The 21,061-nt window shown below is 71.0% G+C and carries 16 protein-coding genes and 1 pseudogene; 4 read left to right on the plus strand and 13 right to left on the minus strand.

What is annotated here, in order from left to right; translation table 11 throughout:
* Nucleotides 1–9: 9 nt before the first annotated feature.
* A complete protein-coding gene (locus AC0VYN_RS24845; RefSeq protein WP_475536978.1) occupies nt 10–1,269 on the minus strand; it encodes an MFS transporter in 1,260 nt (419 codons plus the stop codon).
* Nucleotides 1,270–1,376: 107 nt separating this feature from the next.
* Between AC0VYN_RS24845 and AC0VYN_RS24850 the strand changes: the two genes are divergently transcribed.
* Complete coding sequence (locus tag AC0VYN_RS24850) at nt 1,377–2,387, plus strand: LacI family DNA-binding transcriptional regulator (RefSeq protein ID WP_475532758.1); 1,011 nt, start codon at nt 1,377–1,379, stop codon at nt 2,385–2,387.
* Between the two features lie 120 nt (nt 2,388–2,507).
* On the opposite strand, the gene prcA is transcribed toward AC0VYN_RS24850, so the two are convergent.
* The 6 genes and pseudogenes from prcA to arc all read right to left on the minus strand — a co-directional run bounded on the left by prcA (nt 2,508) and on the right by arc (nt 8,300).
* Entirely contained in the window at nt 2,508–3,269 is a 762-nt protein-coding gene (gene prcA / locus AC0VYN_RS24855; protein WP_475532759.1) for a proteasome subunit alpha, read from the minus strand.
* Between the two features lie 66 nt (nt 3,270–3,335).
* Nucleotides 3,336–4,136, minus strand: coding sequence for a proteasome subunit beta (prcB, locus tag AC0VYN_RS24860; protein ID WP_475536979.1), 801 nt, complete (start codon nt 4,134–4,136; stop codon nt 3,336–3,338).
* Nucleotides 4,133–4,204: pseudogene (locus tag AC0VYN_RS24865) on the minus strand (endonuclease VII domain-containing protein); the annotation flags it as partial. The pseudogene AC0VYN_RS24865 and the gene prcB, both read right to left, overlap by 4 nt.
* Before the next feature lie 191 nt (nt 4,205–4,395).
* Complete coding sequence (locus AC0VYN_RS24870) at nt 4,396–4,614, minus strand: ubiquitin-like protein Pup (RefSeq protein WP_016325855.1); 219 nt, start codon at nt 4,612–4,614, stop codon at nt 4,396–4,398.
* 178 nt (nt 4,615–4,792) lie between these two features.
* A complete protein-coding gene (gene dop, locus AC0VYN_RS24875; RefSeq protein ID WP_451686938.1) occupies nt 4,793–6,304 on the minus strand; it encodes a depupylase/deamidase Dop in 1,512 nt (503 codons plus the stop codon).
* Between the two features lie 229 nt (nt 6,305–6,533).
* Nucleotides 6,534–8,300, minus strand: a complete 1,767-nt coding sequence (gene arc, locus AC0VYN_RS24880) for a proteasome ATPase (RefSeq protein ID WP_475532760.1) — start codon at nt 8,298–8,300, stop codon at nt 6,534–6,536.
* Between the two features lie 245 nt (nt 8,301–8,545).
* Here arc and AC0VYN_RS24885 point away from each other — a divergent pair, with 245 nt between their 5' ends.
* Nucleotides 8,546–8,851: a ferredoxin gene (locus AC0VYN_RS24885; protein ID WP_475532761.1), complete on the plus strand. Its 306-nt coding sequence runs from the start codon at nt 8,546–8,548 to the stop codon at nt 8,849–8,851.
* Nucleotides 8,852–8,923: 72 nt separating this feature from the next.
* Here the strand turns inward: AC0VYN_RS24885 and AC0VYN_RS24890 are convergent, their stop codons facing one another.
* The 3 genes from AC0VYN_RS24890 to AC0VYN_RS24900 all read right to left on the minus strand — a co-directional run bounded on the left by AC0VYN_RS24890 (nt 8,924) and on the right by AC0VYN_RS24900 (nt 12,407).
* The gene (locus AC0VYN_RS24890) at nt 8,924–9,502 is read right to left on the minus strand and encodes a hypothetical protein (RefSeq protein WP_475532762.1); all 579 of its coding nucleotides are present in this window, start codon (nt 9,500–9,502) and stop codon (nt 8,924–8,926) included.
* A gap of 297 nt (nt 9,503–9,799) precedes the next feature.
* A complete protein-coding gene (locus tag AC0VYN_RS24895; protein WP_475532763.1) occupies nt 9,800–10,702 on the minus strand; it encodes a tRNA (adenine-N1)-methyltransferase in 903 nt (300 codons plus the stop codon).
* 121 nt (nt 10,703–10,823) lie between these two features.
* Nucleotides 10,824–12,407, minus strand: a complete 1,584-nt coding sequence (locus AC0VYN_RS24900; RefSeq protein ID WP_475532764.1) for a site-2 protease family protein — start codon at nt 12,405–12,407, stop codon at nt 10,824–10,826.
* A gap of 173 nt (nt 12,408–12,580) precedes the next feature.
* On the opposite strand from AC0VYN_RS24900, the gene AC0VYN_RS24905 reads away from it, so the two are divergent.
* On the plus strand, nt 12,581–13,564 hold the full coding sequence (locus AC0VYN_RS24905) for a RecB family exonuclease (protein WP_475532765.1): 984 nt from the start codon (nt 12,581–12,583) through the stop codon (nt 13,562–13,564).
* 14 nt (nt 13,565–13,578) lie between these two features.
* A complete protein-coding gene (locus AC0VYN_RS24910) occupies nt 13,579–14,250 on the plus strand; it encodes a response regulator (protein ID WP_385459658.1) in 672 nt (223 codons plus the stop codon).
* Nucleotides 14,251–14,380: 130 nt separating this feature from the next.
* On the opposite strand, the gene AC0VYN_RS24915 is transcribed toward AC0VYN_RS24910, so the two are convergent.
* The 3 genes from AC0VYN_RS24915 to metH all read right to left on the minus strand — a co-directional run bounded on the left by AC0VYN_RS24915 (nt 14,381) and on the right by metH (nt 20,781).
* Nucleotides 14,381–15,985 carry an ABC transporter substrate-binding protein gene (locus AC0VYN_RS24915; RefSeq protein WP_475532766.1) on the minus strand — a complete coding sequence of 535 codons (1,605 nt, stop codon included), beginning with the start codon at nt 15,983–15,985 and terminating at the stop codon, nt 14,381–14,383.
* 443 nt (nt 15,986–16,428) lie between these two features.
* Entirely contained in the window at nt 16,429–17,130 is a 702-nt protein-coding gene (locus tag AC0VYN_RS24920) for an HAD family hydrolase (RefSeq protein ID WP_475532767.1), read from the minus strand.
* A 138-nt stretch (nt 17,131–17,268) separates the two neighbouring features.
* Nucleotides 17,269–20,781, minus strand: a complete 3,513-nt coding sequence (metH, locus tag AC0VYN_RS24925; protein ID WP_475532768.1) for a methionine synthase — start codon at nt 20,779–20,781, stop codon at nt 17,269–17,271.
* Between the last annotated feature and the right edge of the window lie 280 nt (nt 20,782–21,061).

Consider the following 21,061-nt stretch of genomic DNA (forward strand, 5'->3'; position numbering starts at 1 on the left):
GACTGAACATTACGCCTGATGACCCGAACTGAAACGGGGTTCGACGGCACGGTTCGGATCATTTTCCGATGAAGCGGCAACCACCGCTCCCCGGGCGGGAGCTGCGAGGACCCGTCCCGTGCACGCCAGCACGAGCAGGGACACCACGCCGGCCGCCCCCGGCACGGCGAAGCCCCACAGGGCCCCGCCCGCCTCGACGACCGGACCGGCCAGGCCCGTACCCACCGAGGCCCCCACGGTGAACGTCGTCACCAGCCAGGAGAAGGCCTCCGTCACCGTGCCCCGCGGCGCGTGCCGGTCGACCAGGACGAACGCGCAGGCGATGCACGGCGCGAGGAAGACACCCGCGACCGCGGTGAGCAGCACCATGGCGACCGTGCCCGGCATCAGCATCAGCGGCAGGTAACACACCGCCAGAAGGGCCACCAGGAGCGTCAGTCGCCGCGCCGGGTCCCCGGCCCACTGCCGGGCCCCGTAGACGGCCCCGCCGACCAGTGCGCCGAGCCCCAGGGCGGCCATCAGCCAGCCGTAGACGGCGTCACCGCCGTGCTCGTCCGCGTAGGGCACGGAGGCCACGGTGATGGACCCCAGCGCCATCCCGATGAACAGGAAGGCCCCCAGCAGGGCCAGCAGCCCGGACGACCGCAGCGCGCCCAGCCAGTGCGCCTCGCGCGGAGCCGACCGCCACGCGCGCGAGGGGGGCGACACGACCACCGACAGGGCACCCAGCACACCCACCGCGTTCAGCACGAGCAGCGCCACCAGGGGCGACCACAGCGACACGCACACCGTGACGAGCAGCGGCCCGACGGTGAACATGACCTCCTGCGCCACGGCGTCCATGGCGTAGGCCGTGTGCACCTGGCCCTCCTCGCGGAGCACACTCGGCCACAGCGCCCGCAGTCCGCCCTCCAGCGGGGGCGTGAACAGTCCCGCGGCACCCACGGCCGCGTACGCGAGCACCGCCTGCCCGGTACCGGCGAACGCGAAGACCGCCATGGCCAGCCCCGACAGCACGGCGGCCGGCAGCTGCACCCGCGGCTGCCCGTGCAGGTCGACGAGCCGGCCCAGCACGGGCTGCCCGACGGCGTTGGCGACGCCGTACACGGCGGCCAGCGCCCCCGCGAGGCTGTACGAGCCGCCCTCGGCCCGGACGAACAGCACGATCGCGATCGCCGCGGTGGCGTTGGGCAGCCGCCCCACGAGCGTGCCGACGAGCAGCCGTACGGCGTGTCGCGCCCGGAGAATGTCCAGGTATCCGGCGACCACGACCCACCCCCTTCGCATGGGACCTCGATGAGGTTTTACGTATAACTTCCGCCGTCATACGTACCATGTCGGCTGTTCACGAGTCCAGACGAAAGCGCAGGCGAACGGTGGCACGAGGCAGCACCCGCCCCACCAGCCGGGACGTCGCCCAGGCCGCCGGCGTCTCCCAGGCCGCGGTCTCCCTGGTCCTGGGCGACAAGTGGCGCGGCCGCGTGTCGGAACCCACCGCCCAGCGCGTCCGCGAGGCCGCCCACGCGCTCGGCTACCGCCCGAACCTGGCCGCCCGCAATCTCCGCCTGGGCCGGACCCGCACGGTTCTGCTGGTGGTCCCCGCGCTGACCACCGAGTTCTTCGCCGGCGTCTACACCGGCGCGGCGCGCGTCGCCGCCGAGCACGGCTTCGGAGTGGTCCTCTACCCCTCCCCCGAGGGCGTCGGGCCCGCCCGGGACCCCTTCGCCTCCGCCCAGGCCGCCCTGGACGGGGTCATCGCGTCCTCCATGGCCGCCGACGCGCTCACCGCCATCCGCGGCGACCAGCTCCCGCTCGTCATGCTGGACAGCGATCCGGAGGGCAGCCTGGGCGCGGCGACGGTCAACCTGGACATCGCGGACGCCATCCGTCAGATCACGGAGCACCTGCTGTCGCTGGGCCACCGCCGTTTCCTGCACCTGGCGGCGGACGTCCCGTCCTGGACGTTCGAGGTCCGCGCGCGGGAACTCGCGGCGCGGCTGGAGGCCGTTCCCGGCACGACGCTGCGCACCGCCAGGGCCCCGATCTCGATCGAGGACGCGCTGACGGCCACGGAGGCCGCGCTCGCGGGCCCCGGCCCCTGTCCGACGGCGCTGGTCTGCGACGACGACAAACTGGCGGCCGGCGCGTACAAGGCGGCCCGCCGCGCGGGGCTGCGCGTCCCCGACGACCTCTCGGTGACCGGCCTGGACGACCTCGGCCTGGCCACGGCCATCGACCCCGAGCTGACGACCGTCCGCCTGGACACGGAGCTGTTCGGCGAACGGGGGATGCGGGCGCTGCTGGCGGTCCTGGAGGGCGGGACCCCGGAGGCCGGCGACATCCCGGTGAACCTGGTCGTGCGGGGCTCCACGGCGCCACCCCGGTGAGGCGCCCGGCGCCGGGTGGGTGACGCGCGGGCGACCGCACGCGCTACGCGCACCCCCGCCGAACCGGCACAGGCCGCCGCGGGCGTCCCACGGCGGCCGACTGCTGAGGCACCAACGTGCCTACTCCTCGTCCCCGCCCTCGTCCTCGGACGTGGCCTCGGACGTGGTCCCGCCCCCGCCCGCTCCCCCGTCCAGGAGCCGCGACAGCTGACCCCCCACGATCCGCTTGAACTTCCGCTTCTGCGGCCGCGTACGGTCCAGCACGGCGACCTCCAGCCGCTCCGCCGGGATCTCCCGCTCGCTGCCGTTGGTGTCGCGGGACAGCGCCTGCACCGCCAGCTTCAGCGCCTCGGCCAGCGTCATGCCGTCCCGGTGCCGCTGGTCCAGGTACCCGCTGATCTGCTCCGCGTTGCCCCCGACCGCGACCGAGCCGTGCTCGTCCACGATCGAGCCGTCGTGCGGCAGCCGGTAGATCTGGTCGCCCTCGGGGCTCTCGCCGACCTCGGCGACGACCAGCTCGACCTCGTACGGCTTCTCGGCCGAGCTGGAGAAGATCGTGCCCAGCGTCTGGGCGTACACGTTGGCGAGCCCGCGGGCCGTCACGTCGTCCCGGTCGTAGGTGTAGCCCCGCAGGTCGGCGTACCGCACACCACCGATGCGCAGGTTCTCGTACTCGTTGTACTTGCCGGCGGCCGCGAAGCCGATCCGGTCGTAGATCTCACTGAACTTGTGCAGCGCACGGGACGGGTTCTCGCCGACGAACACGATGCCGTCGGCGTACTGCAGCACGACCAGGCTGCGGCCACGGGCGATGCCCTTGCGGGCGTACTCCGCCCGGTCGGCCATCGCCTGCTGGGGTGAGACATAGAACGGCGTCGACACCGGTTATCCGTCCCTTTCTGTCGAAGTCACTGGACCACTTGTCATCCGCACGGCGAGGCCTTGCCGCTACAGCAGCGCGGCCCGCGGGCCGTCGGGCTGCTCCAGCCGCCGGTCGAGGACCGAGCGGGCGAGCTGCGAGCTCTCGTCCTCGGTCAGCCGGCGGAAGCCGTCCTCGGTGATCACAGTGATGATCGGATAGATCCGGCGCGCGACGTCGGGACCGCCGGTCGCCGAGTCGTCGTCCGCCGCGTCGTACAGCGCCTGGACCACGAGTGTCGTGGCCTCTTCCTCGCTCAGGTCCTCGCGGAAGAGCTTCTTCATCGCGCCGCGCGCGAAGATCGATCCGGACCCGGTGGTCGCGTAGTGGTGCTCCTCGGAGCGCCCGCCCGTGACGTCGTACGAGAAGATGCGGCCCCTGCCGCGGTCCACGTCGTAACCGGCGAACAGCGGCACCACGGCCAGCCCCTGCATCGCCATGCCCAGGTTGGAGCGGATCATCGTCGACAGGCGGTTCGCCTTGCCCTCCAGGGACAGCTGCGCGCCCTCGACCTTCTCGAAGTGCTCGAGCTCCAGCTGGAAGAGCTTCACCATCTCCACGGCCAGACCCGCCGTGCCGGCGATGCCCACCGCCGAGTACTCGTCGGCCGGGAACACCTTCTCGATGTCCCGCTGCGCGATCATGTTGCCCATGGTCGCCCGCCGGTCACCGGCGAGCACGACGCCCCCGGGGAAGGTCACGGCCACGATCGTGGTGCCGTGGGGCGCCTCGACCACGCCCTGCACCGGCGGCAGCTGCCGGTTGCCCGGGAGCAGCTCGGGCTGGTGCTCTCCCAGGAAGTCCATGAACGAAGAGGACCCGGGCGTCAGGAAGGCAGCTGGTAGACGCCCGGTGCTACGAGTGTTGGCTTCCACGCGATTCCTTCCAGGTATGCGTCTGTTGTGCCACGGACCCTACCCGCCTGGCGGCGGTGATCCACATACTCGGCGGGAACCACGGAACGAACACCACGGCCCCCCGTTTTCCGGCCGCGCGCGGCACGGCTTCCACCGCACCGCGCGCGACACCCGGCCTGCTCGTCCGTCCCTCGTCGGCCCCCGGGCACACGTGTCCAGGGGAGGGACAGGCCTACTGGCCGCCCTTCTGCACGAAGGAGCGCACGAAGTCCTCGGCGTTCTCCTCGAGGACGTCGTCGATCTCGTCCAGGACGGAGTCGACGTCGTCGCTGAGCTTCTCCTGGCGCTCCTTGAGGTCCTCCGACGCCTGCGCGTCCTGCGCCTGCTCCTCGACCTCCTCGGTGGAACGCGTGGCCTTCTGCTGCCCGCCGCCGGTGTCCTTGGTCGCCATAACCCTCACCCCGCTCGGTTCGCCCGACACAGTTGCTCGGTCAAGATCAGACCCTACAAGCCGGGTCCGACATCGGCCCCGCAGTTTCCTCAACGTGCGGGGGTCTTCTCGATGGTTCCCGGACGCGGTGACTTTCACCCTGTCCGGCGGTCGTCTCCCGGGTACCCGCTCGGCGCCGTCACCCGCCGGACAGGACCCTGACCAGGTCGTCCGCGGTGCGGCAGCGGTCCAGGAGCTCCTTGACGTGATTACGCGTTCCGCGAAGCGGTTCCAGGGTCGGCACCCGCTGGAGGGAGTCCCGCCCCGGCAGGTCGAAGATCACCGAGTCCCAGGAGGCCGCCGCGACGTCGTCCGCGTACTGCTCCAGGCAGCGGCCGCGGAAGTACGCCCGGGTGTCCTCCGGGGGCTTCGTACGGGCCCGCTCGACCTCGGTCTCGTCCAGCAGCCGCTTGATGCGGCCGCGGTCCACCAGACGGTTGTACAGGCCCTTGTCGGGCCGTACGTCGGCGTACTGGAGGTCGACCAGGTGCAGACGGGCGGCGTCCCAGTCCAGGCTGTCCCGGCGTCGGTAGCCCTCCATCAGCTCCCGCTTGGCGACCCAGTCCAGCTCGCCGGCGAGGCTCATCGGATCGTTCTCCAGCCGGTTGAGGGTGTCCTCCCAGCGGCCCAGGACGTCCTTGGTCTGCTCGTCGGCGTCCGCGCCGTACCGCTCCTCCACGTACTTGCGCGCCAGCTCGTAGTACTCCATCTGGAGCTGCACCGCGGTGAGGGTGCGCCCGCTGCGGAGGGTGATCAGGTGCTGGAGGGACGGGTCGTGCGAGACCTGGTGGAGGGTGCGCACGGGCTGGTCCACGGCCAGGTCGACGGCGATGAAGCCGTCCTCGATCATGGACAGGACCAGGGCCGTCGTACCCAGCTTCAGGTAGGTCGAGATCTCCGACAGGTTCGCGTCGCCGATGATCACATGCAGGCGGCGGTACTTCTCCGCGTCCGCGTGCGGCTCGTCGCGCGTGTTGATGATGGGCCGCTTCAGCGTCGTCTCCAGGCCGACCTCGACCTCGAAGTAGTCGGCGCGCTGGCTGAGCTGGAAGCCGTGTTCGTGCCCGTCCTGGCCGATGCCGACGCGGCCGGCGCCGGTGACGACCTGGCGGGAGACGAAGAAGGGCGTCAGGTGGCGCACGATGTCCGAGAAGGCGGTCTCCCGCTTCATCAGGTAGTTCTCGTGCGTGCCGTAGGAGGCGCCCTTGTTGTCGGTGTTGTTCTTGTAGAGGTGGATCGGCTGGGCGCCGGGCAGCTGGGCCGCCCGTTCGGCCGCCTCGGCCATGATGCGCTCGCCGGCCTTGTCCCACAGCACGGCGTCCCGCGGGTTGGTGACCTCCGGCGCGCTGTACTCGGGGTGGGCGTGGTCGACGTAGAGCCGTGCTCCGTTGGTGAGGATGACGTTGGCCAGACCGATGTCCTCGTCGGTGAGCTGGCTGGAGTCCGCCGCCTCGCGGGCGAGGTCGAAGCCTCGCGCGTCCCGCAGCGGGTTCTCCTCCTCGAAGTCCCAGCGGGCCCGGCGGGCCCGGTGCATCGCCGCCGCGTAGGCGTTGACGATCTGGGACGAGGTGAGCATGGCATTGGCGTTGGGGTGACCGGGGACGGAGATCCCGTACTCCGTCTCGATGCCCATTACTCGCCGTACGGTCATGCGGCCCTCCTTGCCCGGCGGCGCCCTCGGTCGTGGGCGCCGCTCACGTGGCGCTCCGGTGCGTGTGCGGTGCCCGTCCCCGCACTGCGCGACTCGGCGGTACGGAAGAGCCTAGAACGCCTCTGCGCCGGTGGGGAGATCATTTGCCTCATTGCCTTGCTCCAGCCGTGGCCCCCAAAAACAGTCGGCTGCGGGTACCCGCTGAGGGCACCCGCAGCCGCCCTGCCTTTTACAGGTACTGACCGGTGTTCGCCACCGTGTCGATGGAGCGTCCGGTGTCCGCGCCCTGCTTTCCGGTGACGAGCGTACGGATGTACACGATCCGCTCGCCCTTCTTGCCGGAGATGCGGGCCCAGTCGTCCGGGTTGGTGGTGTTGGGCAGGTCCTCGTTCTCCTTGAACTCGTCCACGCAGGCCTGGAGGAGGTGGGAGACGCGGAGACCCTTCTGGTTCTTGTCGAGGAAGTCCTTGATCGCCATCTTCTTGGCGCGGCCGACGATGTTCTCGATCATGGCGCCGGAATTGAAGTCCTTGAAATAGAGGACTTCCTTGTCGCCGTTGGCGTAGGTGACTTCCAGGAAGCGGTTCTCCTCGGATTCGGCGTACATGTGTTCCACCGCCGTCTGGATCATGCTCTGGACGGTGGCCGCCTTGTCCTTCTCGTGCTCCACGAGGTCGTCCTCGTGGAGCGGGAGGCGCTCGGTGAGGTACTTGCCGAAGATGTCCTTGGCCGCTTCGGCGTCCGGGCGCTCGATCTTGATCTTCACGTCGAGCCGGCCGGGCCGCAGGATGGCGGGGTCGATCATGTCCTCGCGGTTGGAGGCGCCGATCACGACCACGTTCTGCAGGCCCTCCACACCGTCGATCTCGGCGAGCAGCTGCGGGACGATGGTGTTCTCCACGTCCGAGCTGACACCGGAGCCGCGGGTGCGGAAAAGGGACTCCATCTCGTCGAAGAAGACGATGACGGGGGTGCCCTCGCTGGCCTTCTCCCGAGCACGCTGGAAGACGAGGCGGATCTGCCGCTCGGTCTCGCCGACGTACTTGTTGAGGAGCTCGGGTCCCTTGATGTTGAGGAAGAAGCTCTTGCCGGCGGCCTGGCCGGTCACCTCGGCGACCTTCTTGGCCAGCGAGTTGGCGACGGCCTTGGCGATGAGCGTCTTGCCGCATCCGGGGGGCCCGTAGAGCAGGACGCCCTTGGGCGGACGCAGCTCGTGCTCCCGGAAGAGGTCCGGATAGAGATAGGGGAGCTCGACCGCGTCGCGAATGGCCTCGATCTGTCCGCCGAGGCCACCGATCTGCTCGTAGCCGATGTCGGGGACCTCTTCGAGGACGAGTTCCTCGACCTCGCTCTTGGGGACGACCTCGTATACGTATCCGGAGCGTGGTTCGAGCAGGAGGGCGTCGCCGGGGCGGATGGTGATGCCCCGCAGCGGCTCGGCGAGCCGGACCACGCGCTCCTCGTCGGTGTGCCCGAGCACGAGGGCGCGCTCGCCGTCCTCGAGGATCTCCTTGAGGGTGACGATGTCGCCGACGCTCTCGTACTCCATGGCCTCGACCACGTTGAGGGCTTCGTTGAGCATCACTTCCTGGCCGCGCCGGAGCTCCTCGAGCTCGACGCTCGGGCTGACGTTCACCCGGAGTTTGCGGCCGCCGGTGAAGATGTCGGCGGTGCCGTCCTCGTTGGCCTGCAGAAAAACGCCGAAGCCCGCCGGTGGCTGGGCCAGCCGGTCGACCTCCTCCTTGAGGGCCACGATCTGGTCGCGGGCCTCGCGGAGCGTGCCGGCGAGTCGCTCGTTCTGGGCGGACACGCCAGCCAGGTTGGTCTGCAGCTCGACGATCCGCTCTTCGAGAATTCTCGTGTGCCGCGGAGAGTCGGCGAGCTTGCGTCGCAGGACGGCGATCTCCTGCTCAAGGTAGGCCACCTGCCCGGCCGGGTCCTCGGACCCGCGTCCCGGGCGGATGCCGCGGTTCATGTCGTCGTCGTGGGCTGCCACGGTCCTCACCTCCTCCAAGGGGAGCTGGACGCTTCCAGACCCTACCTGGGTGGGTGTCGATTGAAACCCCTAGATCACAAAGACTGCGGGGTGTGTCCGATCTTCACCCTTGCGCTCTCCCTCACGCCAGGGGAATACCCACGGAACGTGACGGGAACCCAGGCGGGGGTAGGGTCGAAGCGTTCAACACCCGTCAGAGCTGGCCGGATTCCCGACCGGTTCGACGCAGGAAACGGCAGGAAGCAATGAGTGTGCAGCAGGAGGCCGGAGTCGACGGCGAGGCTCTCGAGGTCTGGATCGATCAGGACCTGTGTACCGGTGACGGCATCTGCGCGCAGTACGCGCCCGAGGTGTTCGAGCTGGACATCGACGGTCTGGCCTACGTCAAGGGCGCGGACGACGAGCTCCTGCAGGCGAAGGGAGCGACAACGCCCGTGCCGTTGCCGCTCCTGACGGACGTGGTCGACTCGGCGAGGGAATGCCCCGGCGAGTGCATCCATGTACGTCGCGTTTCGGACAGGGCCGAGGTCTACGGTCCGGACGCAGAGTGACCGAACTGTGACATAGAACCACGCACGGTGACCGTAGCGGTGGGGTCAGGTCACGCGTGGGGGCCCAGTCGTTCAGACCGTCCGTGCTTGGGACGGCGTGTCGCGGACGAACGCGCCGTTCTTCCACCGCCACTTCACGTCGTCGGTGACGTCCGGGCAGCAACTGGGCACGTCGGCCGTCGAGTAGCCGAGGAGCGTGGCGAGGACGGCGCCGCCGCGCACCGAGAGGCCGGTGACGGTCCGGCGCTCCTTGGGGTCCACCAGGGTGGCCACCACACGGGACTTGCCGCTGCCGGTGTCCCGGGTGATGACGTAGACGCCGTCGGGCGGGGTGCCCATGGGGGCGTCGCAGTGCACGGCGGCCACCGTCTCGGGCCGGCCGTCGCCGTCGAGATCGCCTGACGCCTTCTTCTGCACCAGGGCCCGGACCGGGCCGCAGTCCAGGGGGAACGTGACGGTGGCCGGGTCGGGCGCGGTGACGTGCGCCGGGGCGGTCTTCGTCTCCGGTCCGGCGGCCTGGGCCGCTGTCGCGGCGTCGGGCTGCAGGACCGAGGAGAGGGCCACGACTCCGGCGAGAGCGGTGGCGGTGGCGACCCAGTGGATCGGCCGGGTGTGCGTGTGCGACAGGTCCGGAACGGCGGGGTGCTGCACGAGGAGTGTCTCCTGTGAGGGCTGTGCCGGTGGGGGTGGCCTGCATCGTGCCACACGTCACAGTGCGGGGGAACGGCGGGGTGGGTACTCACTCGGGTTCCGCCCGGCCCTCGGGCCCGGCCCTCTGGCCCGGACAGCGGCCCCGGCCCCGGGGGCCCGGACCGGGCTACCGTCGGCGGACCGCCCGGCGAGCCGGCCGGAGAGGACCCTCAACGCGGCGGCGCCGTGGTGCAGTTCCCCGGGATGTGCGGGAACTGCATCACGGCGCCGTTGCGTTGCGGGCGGGAAGGGACCGCGTCAGCGGCCGGAGCCTCCGTCGGCGTTGGGGCCGGCGTAGTCCTCGCCGTAGGCGCCCTTGGCGGGGCGGCGGCGGCGCATGGGGGGCTCGACCCCGTCGGCGAGGCGGCGGGCGGTCAGCAGGAAGCCGGTGTGGCCGATCATCCGGTGGTCCGGGCGCACGGCCAGGCCCTCGATGTGCCAGTTGCGGATCATCGTCTCCCACGAGGTCGGCTCGTTGAAGCAGCCGATCTCGCGGATGAACTCGACGGTGCGGGCCAGCTGGGTCGTGGTCGCGACGTAGCAGCACAGGATGCCGCCGGGCACGAGCGCCTTGGAGACGGCCTCCAGGCACTCCCAGGGGGCGAGCATGTCGAGGATGACCCGGTCGACGTCGGCGTCGGACAGGTTGTCCTGGAGGTCGCCGACGGTGAGCTGCCAGGCGGGGTGCGGGCCGCCGAAGTAGCGCTCCACGTTCTGCTGGGCGATCTCGGCGAAGTCCTCGCGGCGCTCGTAGGAGTGCAGCATTCCCTGGTCGCCGATGGCACGCAGCAGGAAGCTGCTGAGCGAGCCGGAGCCGACGCCGGCCTCGACGACGCGCGCGCCGGGGAAGATGTCGGCGAAGGCGAGGATCTGCCCCGCGTCCTTCGGGTAGACGACGGCGGCCCCGCGGGGCATGGACAGGACATAGTCGGGGAGCAGGGGGCGCAGCGCGAGATAGGCGACGTTACCGGTGGTGCGGACAACGCTGCCCTCAGGAGCACCGATCAGTTCGTCGTGGGGGAAGGAACCCTTGTGGGTGTGGAAGTTCTTCCCGGCCTCGAGCGTGAACGTGTAGTGGCGGCCCTTGGGGTCGGTCAGCTGAACCTGGTCCCCGACCTTGAAGGGCCCGCGCCTGCGGGCGGCACCGGTCGGTTCGGACATGTGACCAGCCTACCGGTTCCCTGCCGGGCGCTTTACCGGCCGAGGGGCGGGACGGCGGTGCGGGGGACGCCGCGGGCGGCGCGTGGTCGCCCACCCGCTTCCCGGCGCCCTCGGGGCGTGCTCAGCTCGGCCGCGCCATCGCCTTGACGAAGGCACGCTCCACGTCCGCCGCGGACAGCACGCCGAAGATCTCGCCGGTCTCCTCGACCACCAGGTACTCGGTGGCCGGGGACGCCCGCAGCGCGTCGAGGAGCTCCTCGCCCGACAGCTCGGCCGAGACGCGCATGCCCTCGGTGAGGTCCTGCGCCAGCTCGCTGACCTGGACCCAGGGGCGGCGGTGCTCGGGTACGCCGACGATGGCGGCCTCACGGACCAGGGAGACCGGCCGGCCCTCGGCGTCGACGACGACCAGGGCGCGGGCTCCGGACGCGTTGGCGCGGCGCAGGGCCTCGGAGAGCGGGGTGGCGGCGGGGACGGGGACCGCCCGCCGGGTGAGGGCGCGGGCGCGCAGCTCGGGCAGGTGCTCGCGCAGGCGGGCCATGCGCAGGCTGTTGCCGGCGCCGGTCCAGATGATCGCGGCCAGGATCGCGGCGAGCAGGGCGTCCATCAGGGTGTCCATGCCCACGTTGTCCACGGCGCCGGAGCCGAGCGTGCCGGACTGGGTGAGCAGCGGCAGCCCGATCAGGACGGAGACGGCGAGTGCCCGGCCGACCCAGGCGGCGGCGACCGTGCCGGTCATCGGCTTGCCGGTGATCTTCCAGACGACGGCGCGGAGCATCCGGCCGCCGTCCAGGGGGAGGCCGGGGAGCAGGTTGAAGACCGCCACGATGAGGTTGGAGATCATCAGGCCGGCGAGCAGGACGCCGGGGACGGTGCCCGGCTCGACGGGCAGCAGGGCGAGGTAGAAGACGCCGGCCAGGACCAGGGAGAGCAGCGGGCCGACGAAGGCCAGCACGAACTCGCGGCCGGGGGTCTCGGCCTCCTTCTCGATCTCGGAGACGCCGCCGAAGAACTGGAGCTGGATGCGGCGCACCGGGAGCTTGAAGCGGAGGGCGGCCACGGTGTGCGCCAGTTCGTGGACGAGGACGGAGGCGTAGAACGCGACCGCGAAGAAGAGGGAGACCAGGTAGCGTGCGGCGCCGAGCTCGGGCAGGACCCGGTCGAGCTGGCCGCCGAACACCCAGGTGATCAGCGCGGCGACCAGGAACCAGCTCGGCGCGACGTACACGGGCACGCCGAAGGGCCGCCCCATCAGCAGCCCGCCTCCAGGCTCGGGGCGGCGCTGCGGTGGCCGTCCCGGGCCGGCGCCGGTGTGGGCCTCGGAACGGGCGTGGTGGTGGGGTGCCGGGCCCGCCGGCGGGGTGCCGGCCTCCGGCGGGCGGCCGTCGGAAGCGGGGTGCTGCGGTGCGGGCGCGTGCGGGGTGTCCTTCCCCGGCTCGTTCCGTGCGGCGGCGTCCTCGGCGGGGGACCCGTCCGAAGGAGCGGCCGCCGGCGGGTCCGTCCGGCCTCCGGTGTCCTCGCCCTCCTGGCCTACTGTCCGTGACTGTTCCGCGGGGCCCTCCCCCGGGTGCGAAGGCCGTTCCCCGGGCGTGTCGGCAGCCGTGGGCTCCGGGTGCACGGGGTCCGGGGCCGGGGACCCCGCGTGGGGACCGGCCGGCTCGTCGTTGCCGGACCGCGGGTGCCCGCTCCCGCCGCTCACGTCCACGGTGTCCCCTCGTTCGAAGCGTTTCCCGCGCCTGCGGTGCGGGAGGGTCTGATGTCGATGGTATGCGGCCGTCGCGGCCCCTTCCGCCCCGGCACCCTGTGCTTCCCCGTCCCTCGCGCGGGTCACGGCCGCGACTGGGTCACTGTCGGTGGCGGGCCGTAAGGTCTGTGGACATGGAGACGAGCATCGAGGATGTCGCGGAGGACGCCGGCGGCCCCGCCCCGGCGGCAGCGGCAGTGGCGGAGACGGCGGACACGGTCCAGGGCGCGTCGGCGGCCGCCGGCCCGCGGCCGCCCGTGTCCGTGGCCACGGCGCCCGCCTCGCTCTCGCCGTCGCGGGCCGGCGACTTCATGCAGTGCCCGCTGCTGTACCGGTTCCGGGTGATCGACCGGCTGCCGGAGAAGCCCAGTGAGGCGGCGACCAGGGGCACCCTGGTGCACGCGGTGCTCGAGCGGCTCTTCGACGCACCCGCGGCCGAGCGCACGCCGCCGCGGGCCAAGGCGCTGATCCCCGGGCAGTGGGACCGCCTGCGGGAGACCCGGCCCGAGGTCGGGGAGCTGTTCGCGGACGACCCCGAGGGCGAGCGGATGGCCGGCTGGCTCGCCGAGGCGGAGCGGCTCGTCGAGCGCTGGTTCACGCTGGAGGACCCGAGCCGGCTGGAGCCCGCCGAGCGGGAGCTGTTCGTCGAGGCCGACCTGGAGTCCGGATTGCGGCTGCGCGGCATCATCGACCGGGTCGACGTGGCCCCCACCGGCGAGGTGCGGATCGTCGACTACAAGACGGGCAAGGCGCCCCGGCCGCAGTACGCCGAGGGCGCGCTGTTCCAGATGAAGTTCTACGCGCTGGTGGTGTGGCGGCTGAAGAAGGTCGTCCCGCGGCGGCTCCAGCTCGTCTATCTCGGCAGCGGTGACGTCCTCACGTACGACCCGGTCGTCGCCGACCTGGAGCGGGTCGAGCGCAAGCTGCTGGCTCTGTGGGAGGCCATCCGGCTCGCCACCGAGACCGGTGACTGGCGGCCGCGTCCCACCAAGCTGTGCGGCTGGTGCGACCACCAGGCGCACTGCCCGGAGTTCGGCGGTACTCCCCCGCCCTATCCGCTGCCGGTGAGGGCGGCCGAGTCGGGCACCACCGAGCAGGGCAGAATGGGGCCGGACTAGCGAAGGAGACTTACGTGGCCATCCGCGTCCTACTGGTCGACGACCAGCCGCTGCTGCGCACGGGCTTCCGGATGATTCTGGAGGCGGAGCAGGACCTCGCGGTCGTCGGCGAGGCCGGAGACGGCCTTCAGGCTCTGGACCAGGTGCGGGCGTTGCAGCCCGATGTGGTGCTGATGGACATCCGCATGCCGCGGATGGACGGTGTGGAGGCGACCCGGCAGATCACCGGCCCGGAGCGGGACGGTCCGGCCAAGGTGCTGGTCCTGACGACCTTCGACCTCGACGAGTACGTCGTGGAGGCGCTCAAGGCGGGTGCCAGCGGGTTCCTGCTGAAGGACGCCCCGGCCCATGAACTGGTGCAGGCGATCCGCGTGGTGGCGAACGGCGAGGCGATGCTCGCGCCGAGCATCACCAGGCGGCTGCTCGACAAGTACGCCACCCACCTGCCCTCCGGCGACGAGCCGGTGCCGGACACCCTGCACACGCTGACGGACCGTGAGGTGGAGGTCCTGAAGCTGGTGGCGCGTGGCCTGTCCAACGCGGAGATCGCCGCCGACCTGTTCGTCAGCGAGACCACCGTGAAGACGCACGTCGGGCATGTGCTGACCAAGCTGGGGCTGCGCGACCGGGTGCAGGCAGCCGTGTACGCGTACGAGAGCGGGCTGGTGCGCCCCGGCGCGCAGTAGGCCCGCGGCAGCCGGCGCCACCGTCTCGCGGTGGCCCCGGCCCGGGAAGCCCGAAGGGCGCCCTCTTCCACTGGGGAGGAGGGCGCCCTTCGGTTCGTACGGCGCGGCGGGCGCCGGGGGCCGGGTGCGGTCAGCCGCTCACACCGCGGGCCAGCTCCCACAGCTGCAGCGAGGAGGCGGAGTTGAGGACGTAGGCGGTACCGGTGATGTCGTCCCGGGCCGCGACGTACTGCTTGCCCTGCCACAGCGGGATCATCGGGACGTCGGCGGCGACGCGGTTCTGGATCTCGGTCAGGCTGTCACGGGCGGACAGCCGGTCGGCCTCGCGGCGGGACTCCGGGATGAGCTGGTTGATGACCTCGGTGTTCGCGTAGGGCGAGTTCAGCATGTTGCCCTTGTCGAGGAACGGCGCGAGGAAGTTGTCCGCGTCGGGGAAGTCGGGGAACCAGCCCATGCCGAAGACGTCGTACTCGCCCTTCAGCTCGGCCGGCCGGAACTTGTCCCAGGGCGTGCCCTTGACGTCGACCTGGAACAGGCCGCTGTCGTTGAGCTGCTTCTGCAGATGCTCGAACTCCTGCTCGGTGGCCGCACCGTAGTGGTCGGTGGTGTAGTTCAGGGTCAGCTTCACCGGCGTGGAGACGTTGGCGGACTCCAGCAGGGACTTGGCCTTCTCGACGCTCGGGTCGCCGTACTTGTTGAAGAACGAGTTCGAGTGGCCGGTGATGGTGGCCGGGACCAGCGAGTACAGCGGTTCGGCCTGCGAGCCGTAGACGCTCGAGACCAGTTCGCTGCGGTTGATGAGCTGGGCGACCGCCTGCCGGACGGCCTTGGTCCGCACGCTCGGGGCCTTGGTGTTGAAGGCGAGGTAGCGGATCTCGAGACCGGCCATCTCGACCAGGTCGACGTCGGTGCCCGTGGCGTTGGCGAGCTTCTGGATCTGGTCCGGCGTCATCGCGCGGGACATCACGTCGATGTCGCCCTTGGCGAGCGCCGTGCCCATGCTGTCGGCGTCGGCGAAGGAGACGACCTCGGCCTTGTCGTTGTTCACCGTGAGAGCGCCCTTGTAGGAGGGGTTCTTGGAGAACACGGCCTTGGTCAGCTCGCCGTCCTTCACCTCGGACTTCATGGTGTACGGACCGGAGCCGTCCACCTCGAAGCCCGCGCGCAGCTTGCCCTTGTCGTAGTCGTCGGGGTTGAGGATGCCGGCGACCGGCGTCGACAGCTTGAACGGGAAGGTCGCGTCGGCGGTGTTGAGGTGGAAGATGACCTCGCGGTCGCCCTGGGTCTCCACGGTGTCGACGGTGGACAGCAGGGAGGACACACCGCTGTCGGCCTTGATGGACAGGGCGCGTTCGATGGAGAACTTCACGTCGGCCGCCGTGACGGGGTCGCCGTTGGCGAACTTCAGTCCGTCACGCAGGGTGCAGGCGTAGCGCTCGTTGCCGGTGTCGGTGAAGTCGCACTTCTCGGCCGCCTCGGGCACCGGCTGGCCGTCGCCGCGCGGCTGGATCATCAGCGTCTGCACGGTCTGACGCAGCAGGTTCCAGGAGCCGACGTCGTAGGCGTACGCCGGGTCGAGGGGCGCGGGGGCCTCCTCCGAGGCGGTGAACCGGTCCGTGGTGCCGACGACGATCGCGTCCCCGCCGCCGCTGCCTCCGTCGGACCCGCCGCAGGCGGCGAGTACCGGGGCGAGCAGGCCGACGACGGCCGGCAGCACCAAAGTCTTGCGGTTCATGCTCGAGTTTCTCCAGAGCTGTCGGTCCGTGTATGCGGCATGCAGGGGTGTCGCTGGCCGATCACGGGGGTAGTGGCCGAGGTTCTCGCGACGAGATTAGTCCGCGCCCGCACGGAGGCCCGCAGCCCCCGGAGTTGAGGGCTCATCACAGAGCGAAACCGGGCGCGGACACACCGAAAACCCGACAGCGGAAGGATTAGTGCAGCGCTTCACCAATCGGGACACAAGGGCGCGCCGACAACGTTCTCCTGGGACGAATCTGCACAGCCGAACGCGCCTGTCGACCCCTGATTGCGTGGTGAACGTCACATGTGAGCGGGTTCGGTGGCCGTCGTAAACCGGCCGTCCGCGCGTCCGGTTTCACGCTCCGTGCGCGGCCCCGGTCCGGCCGGGGCGTTCGCGCACACGGCCGGGCCGACGGCTCCGCACGCGTGGGCGCGTGCTCAGCCCACGTGGGTGATCAGGCCGCGCAGGAAGAACAGGTCGACCTCTTCCAGTGACCCGACGACGGTGCGCCGGGCGGCCGGGGTGATGGGGGCGACCGAGGGGACGGCCACGACGTGGCAGCCGGCGGCCTCCGCGGCGGCGACTCCGGTCGCCGTGTCCTCGACCACGGCGCACCGGGCCGGGTCCACGGCGAGTCCGGCGGCGGCGGCCAGGTAGGGGTCGGGGTGGGGCTTGGTGCGCGGCACCTCGTCGCCGGCGACGGTGAGCGCGAAGTGGTGGCGGCCGAGCGAGGTCAGGACGCGGTCGATGATGCGCCGGTGCGAGGCGGAGACCAGGGCGGTCGGGATCCGGTGCTCGGCCAGCTCGGCGAGCAGCCGGGCCGCGCCCGGCATGAGGGGCAGGGTGCGGCCGATGCGCTCCTCGAAGCCGTCGTTGAGCAGCACGCTGAGTTCGGCGAGCGAGATGTCGGCCCCGGTGGCCTCGATGAGGAAGCCCGCGCTGCGGGTCATGGGACCGCCGACCACCACGTGGCGCCACGAGTCGTCGAGGGTGTGGCCGAGCGAGGCGAAGACCGCCTTCTCGACGTCCCACCAGAAGCCCTCGGTGTCCACCAGGGTGCCGTCCATGTCGAGGAGCACCGCCTGGAGGGCTGAGCCTTCGGCCGTGCGGGTTCCGAGCGCGGGGACCGTACTGGTCATCCACGTACCTCCTTGAGGGACGATCAGGCCGGTTCCCACGAAGGGAACCGGCCTGCAGTGGACCGACCAGTGTACGTCGTGCCGAACCGGAACGCCTGGTGTGACGCCCGCAGCGGTGCGGAAGGCCCCGTACCGGCGTCAGCGGGCGTTGAAGTACTTGGCCTCCGGGTGGTGGATCACGATGGCGTCGGTGGACTGCTCGGGGTGGAGCTGGAACTCCTCCGAGAGGTGGACACCGATGCGCTCCGGCCGGAGCAGGTCCGCGATCTTGGCGCGGTCCTCCAGGTCGGGGCAGGCGCCGTAGCCGAGGGAGAAGCGGGCGCCCCGGTACTTCAGGGCGAACATGTCCTCCATCCCGGCCGGGTCCTCACCGGCGAAGCCGAGCTCGGAGCGCACGCGCGCGTGCCAGTACTCGGCGAGGGCCTCGGCGAGCTGGACGGACAGTCCGTGCAGCTCGAGGTAGTCGCGGTAGGCGTTGGCCTGGAACATCCGGGCCGTCTCCTCGCCGATCCGGGAGCCGACGGTGACGACCTGGAAGCCGACGACGTCGGTCTCGCCGGACTCCTCCGGGCGGAAGAAGTCGGCCAGGCACAGGCGCCGGCCGCGCCGCTGGCGGGGGAAGGTGAAGCGGGTGCGCTCGTTGCCGGCGTCGTCCAGGACGATCAGGTCGTCGTCCTTGGAGACGCAGGGGAAGTAGCCGTAGACCACGGCGGCCTCCAGCAGGTTCTCCGTCTGGAGCCGGTCCAGCAGGCCGCGCAGCCGGGGCCGCCCCTCGGTCTCGACGAGCTCCTCGTACGTGGGTCCCTCGCCGGTGCGGGCCTGCTTCAGGCCCCACTGGCCCTTGAAGAGGGCGCCCTCGTCGAGCCAGGACGCGTACTCCTTGAGCTGGATGCCCTTGACGACGCGGGTGCCCTGGAAGGGCGGGGTGGGGACGGGGTTGTCGGTGGCGACGTCGGAGCGGACGTGGCCCTCCTCGGGCCGCTCCTCCACCTCGACGGTGGCGGCCCGCACCCGGCGCTGGCGCAGCTCGGGCAGCTTGGCCCCGGGCACCCCGCGCTTGATGCCGATCAGGGCGTCCATCAGGCGCAGCCCCTCGAACGCGTCGCGGGCGTAACGGACCTCGCCGTCGTAGATCTCGTGCAGGTCCTGCTCGACGTACGCCCTGGTGAGGGCGGCGCCGCCGAGGATGACGGGGTAGTCGGCGGCCAGTCCCCGCTGGTTGAGCTCCTCCAGGTTCTCCTTCATGATCACCGTGGACTTGACCAGGAGTCCGGACATGCCGATGACGTCGGCCCGGTGCTCGTCGGCGGCCTCCAGGATCGCGGAGACCGGCTGCTTGATGCCGAGGTTGACGACGGTGTAGCCGTTGTTGGACAGGATGATGTCGACGAGGTTCTTGCCGATGTCGTGGACGTCGCCGCGGACGGTGGCCAGCACGATCGTGCCCTTGCCCTCGTCGTCGGTCTTCTCCATGTGCGGCTCGAGGTGGGCGACCGCGGTCTTCATGACCTCGGCGGACTGGAGCACGAACGGCAGCTGCATCTGGCCGGAGCCGAAGAACTCGCCGACGACCTTCATGCCGTCCAGGAGCGTCTCGTTGACGATGTCGAGGGCCGGGCGCTCCTTCAGGGCGTCGTCCAGGTCCCTCTCGAGGCCGTTCTTCTCGCCGTCGATGATGCGGCGCTTGAGGCGCTCCTCCAGCGGGAGCGCGGCCAGTTCCTCGGCCTTGGACGCCTTCAGCGACTTGGCGGTGGCGCCCTCGAAGAGCTGCATCAGCTTCTGCAGCGGGTCGTAGCCCTCGCGGCGGCGGTCGTAGATCAGGTCGAGGGCGGTGGTGACCTGCTCCTCGTCGAAGCGGGCGATCGGCAGGATCTTGGAGGCGTGCACGATCGCCGAGTCCAGCCCCGCCTTGACGCACTCGTCCAGGAAGACCGAGTTCAGCAGGATGCGGGCGGCCGGGTTGAGGCCGAAGGAGATGTTGGACAGGCCGAGCGTGGTCTGGACGTCCGGGTGCCGCTTCTTCAGCTCGCGGATGCCCTCGATGGTCGCCAGGCCGTCCTTGCGGGACTCCTCCTGGCCGGTGCAGATGGTGAAGGTCAGGCAGTCGACGAGGATGTCCGACTCGTGGACGCCCCAGTTGCCGGTGAGGTCCTCGATCAGGCGCTCGGCGATCTCGACCTTCTTCTCGGCGGTGCGGGCCTGGCCCTCCTCGTCGATGGTCAGCGCGATCAGCGCGGCGCCGTGCTCCCGGGCGAGCCCCGCGACCTTGGCGAACCGGGACTCGGGTCCGGCGCCGTCCTCGTAGTTCACCGAGTTGATCACCGCACGGCCGCCGAGCTTCTCCAGCCCGGCGCGCAGGACGTCGACCTCGGTGGAGTCCAGCACGATCGGCAGCGTCGAGGCGGTCGCGAAGCGTCCGGCCAGCTCCTCCATGTCGGCGACGCCGTCCCGGCCGACGTAGTCGACGCACAGGTCCAGCATGTGGGCGCCCTCGCGGATCTGGTCGCGGGCCATCTCCACGCAGTCGTCCCAGCGGCCGGCCAGCATGGCCTCGCGGAACTTCTTCGAGCCGTTGGCGTTGGTGCGCTCGCCGATCGCCAGGTAGGAGGTGTCCTGGCGGAAGGGCACGGTCTGGTAGAGGGAGGCGGCACCGGGCTCGGGGCGCGGGTCGCGCTCGCCGGGGGTGAGGTCGCGGACGCGCTCCACGACCTGCCGCAGGTGCTCGGGGGTCGTGCCGCAACAGCCGCCGACCAGGGACAGGCCGTACTCGCGGACGAAGGTCTCCTGCGCGTCGGCCAGCTCGGGCGCGCTCAGCGGGTAGTGGGCGCCGTCCTTGCCGAGGACGGGCAGGCCGGCGTTGGGCATGCAGGACAGCGGGATGCGGGAGTGCCGGGCCAGATAGCGCAGGTGCTCGCTCATCTCGGCCGGGCCGGTGGCGCAGTTCAGGCCGATCATGTCGATGCCGAGCGGCTCCAGCGCGGTGAGCGCGGCGCCGATCTCCGAGCCGAGCAGCATGGTGCCGGTGGTCTCGACGGTCACCGACACGATCACGGGCAGGTCGAGTCCCAGGGCGTCCAGCGCGCGCCGGGCGCCGAGCACGGAGGCCTTGGTCTGCAGCAGGTCCTGCGTGGTCTCCACCAGCAGGGCGTCGGCGCCCCCGGCGACCAGGCCCTCGGCGTTGCGCTGGTAGGCGTCGCGCAGGGTGGTGTACGGGGCGTGGCCGAGGGTGGGGAGCTTGGTGCCGGGGCCCATGGAGCCGAGCACCCAGCGCTGCCGGCCGTCGCGGGCGGCGAACTCGTCGGCGACCTCGCGGGCGACCCGGGCGCCGGCCTCGGACAGCTCGTGGACGCGTTCGGCGATGTCGTACTCGCCGAGGGCGGAGTGGTTCGCGCCGAAGGTGTTGGTCTCCACGCAGTCGACGCCGGCGGCGAAGTACTCCTCGTGCACCGAGCGGACGATGTCGGGCCGGGTCAGGTTCAGGACCTCGTTGCACCCTTCCAGCTGCTGGAAGTCGTCGAGCGAGGGGTTCTGCGCCTGCAGCATGGTGCCCATCGCCCCGTCGGCGACCACCACACGGGTGGCGAGTGCCTCACGGAGGGCGGACACACGGGTCCGGGTGTCGGCGGACGGGGTGGACGGCGACGAGGCCATGAAGGGGCTCCCTAGGATGCGACGGCTGTCGGCTTTGCGCTGCCCGGTGCCGTCCGTCCAGAACGTCCCGGGGAGAACGCACGTCGCCAGGGTAGCCGGGAGCCGGGGCCGGTGGTCGGGGCGTCCACGAGACGGACGAGGATGGAGGGCCGGATGCCTTCCCCCAGGGGTGACGCGCACACCCGAAGGGACGAATCCCGCCACCGATCCGACGCCGGGGGACGGCCGCGTTCCGGACAGCCGGGACCCGTCCGGAACGCGGTCCGGATGCAACAGTTGC

This window comes from Streptomyces sp. 63XJN7_1_ISO-PGPR-S23-121 (genome assembly GCF_056173025.1).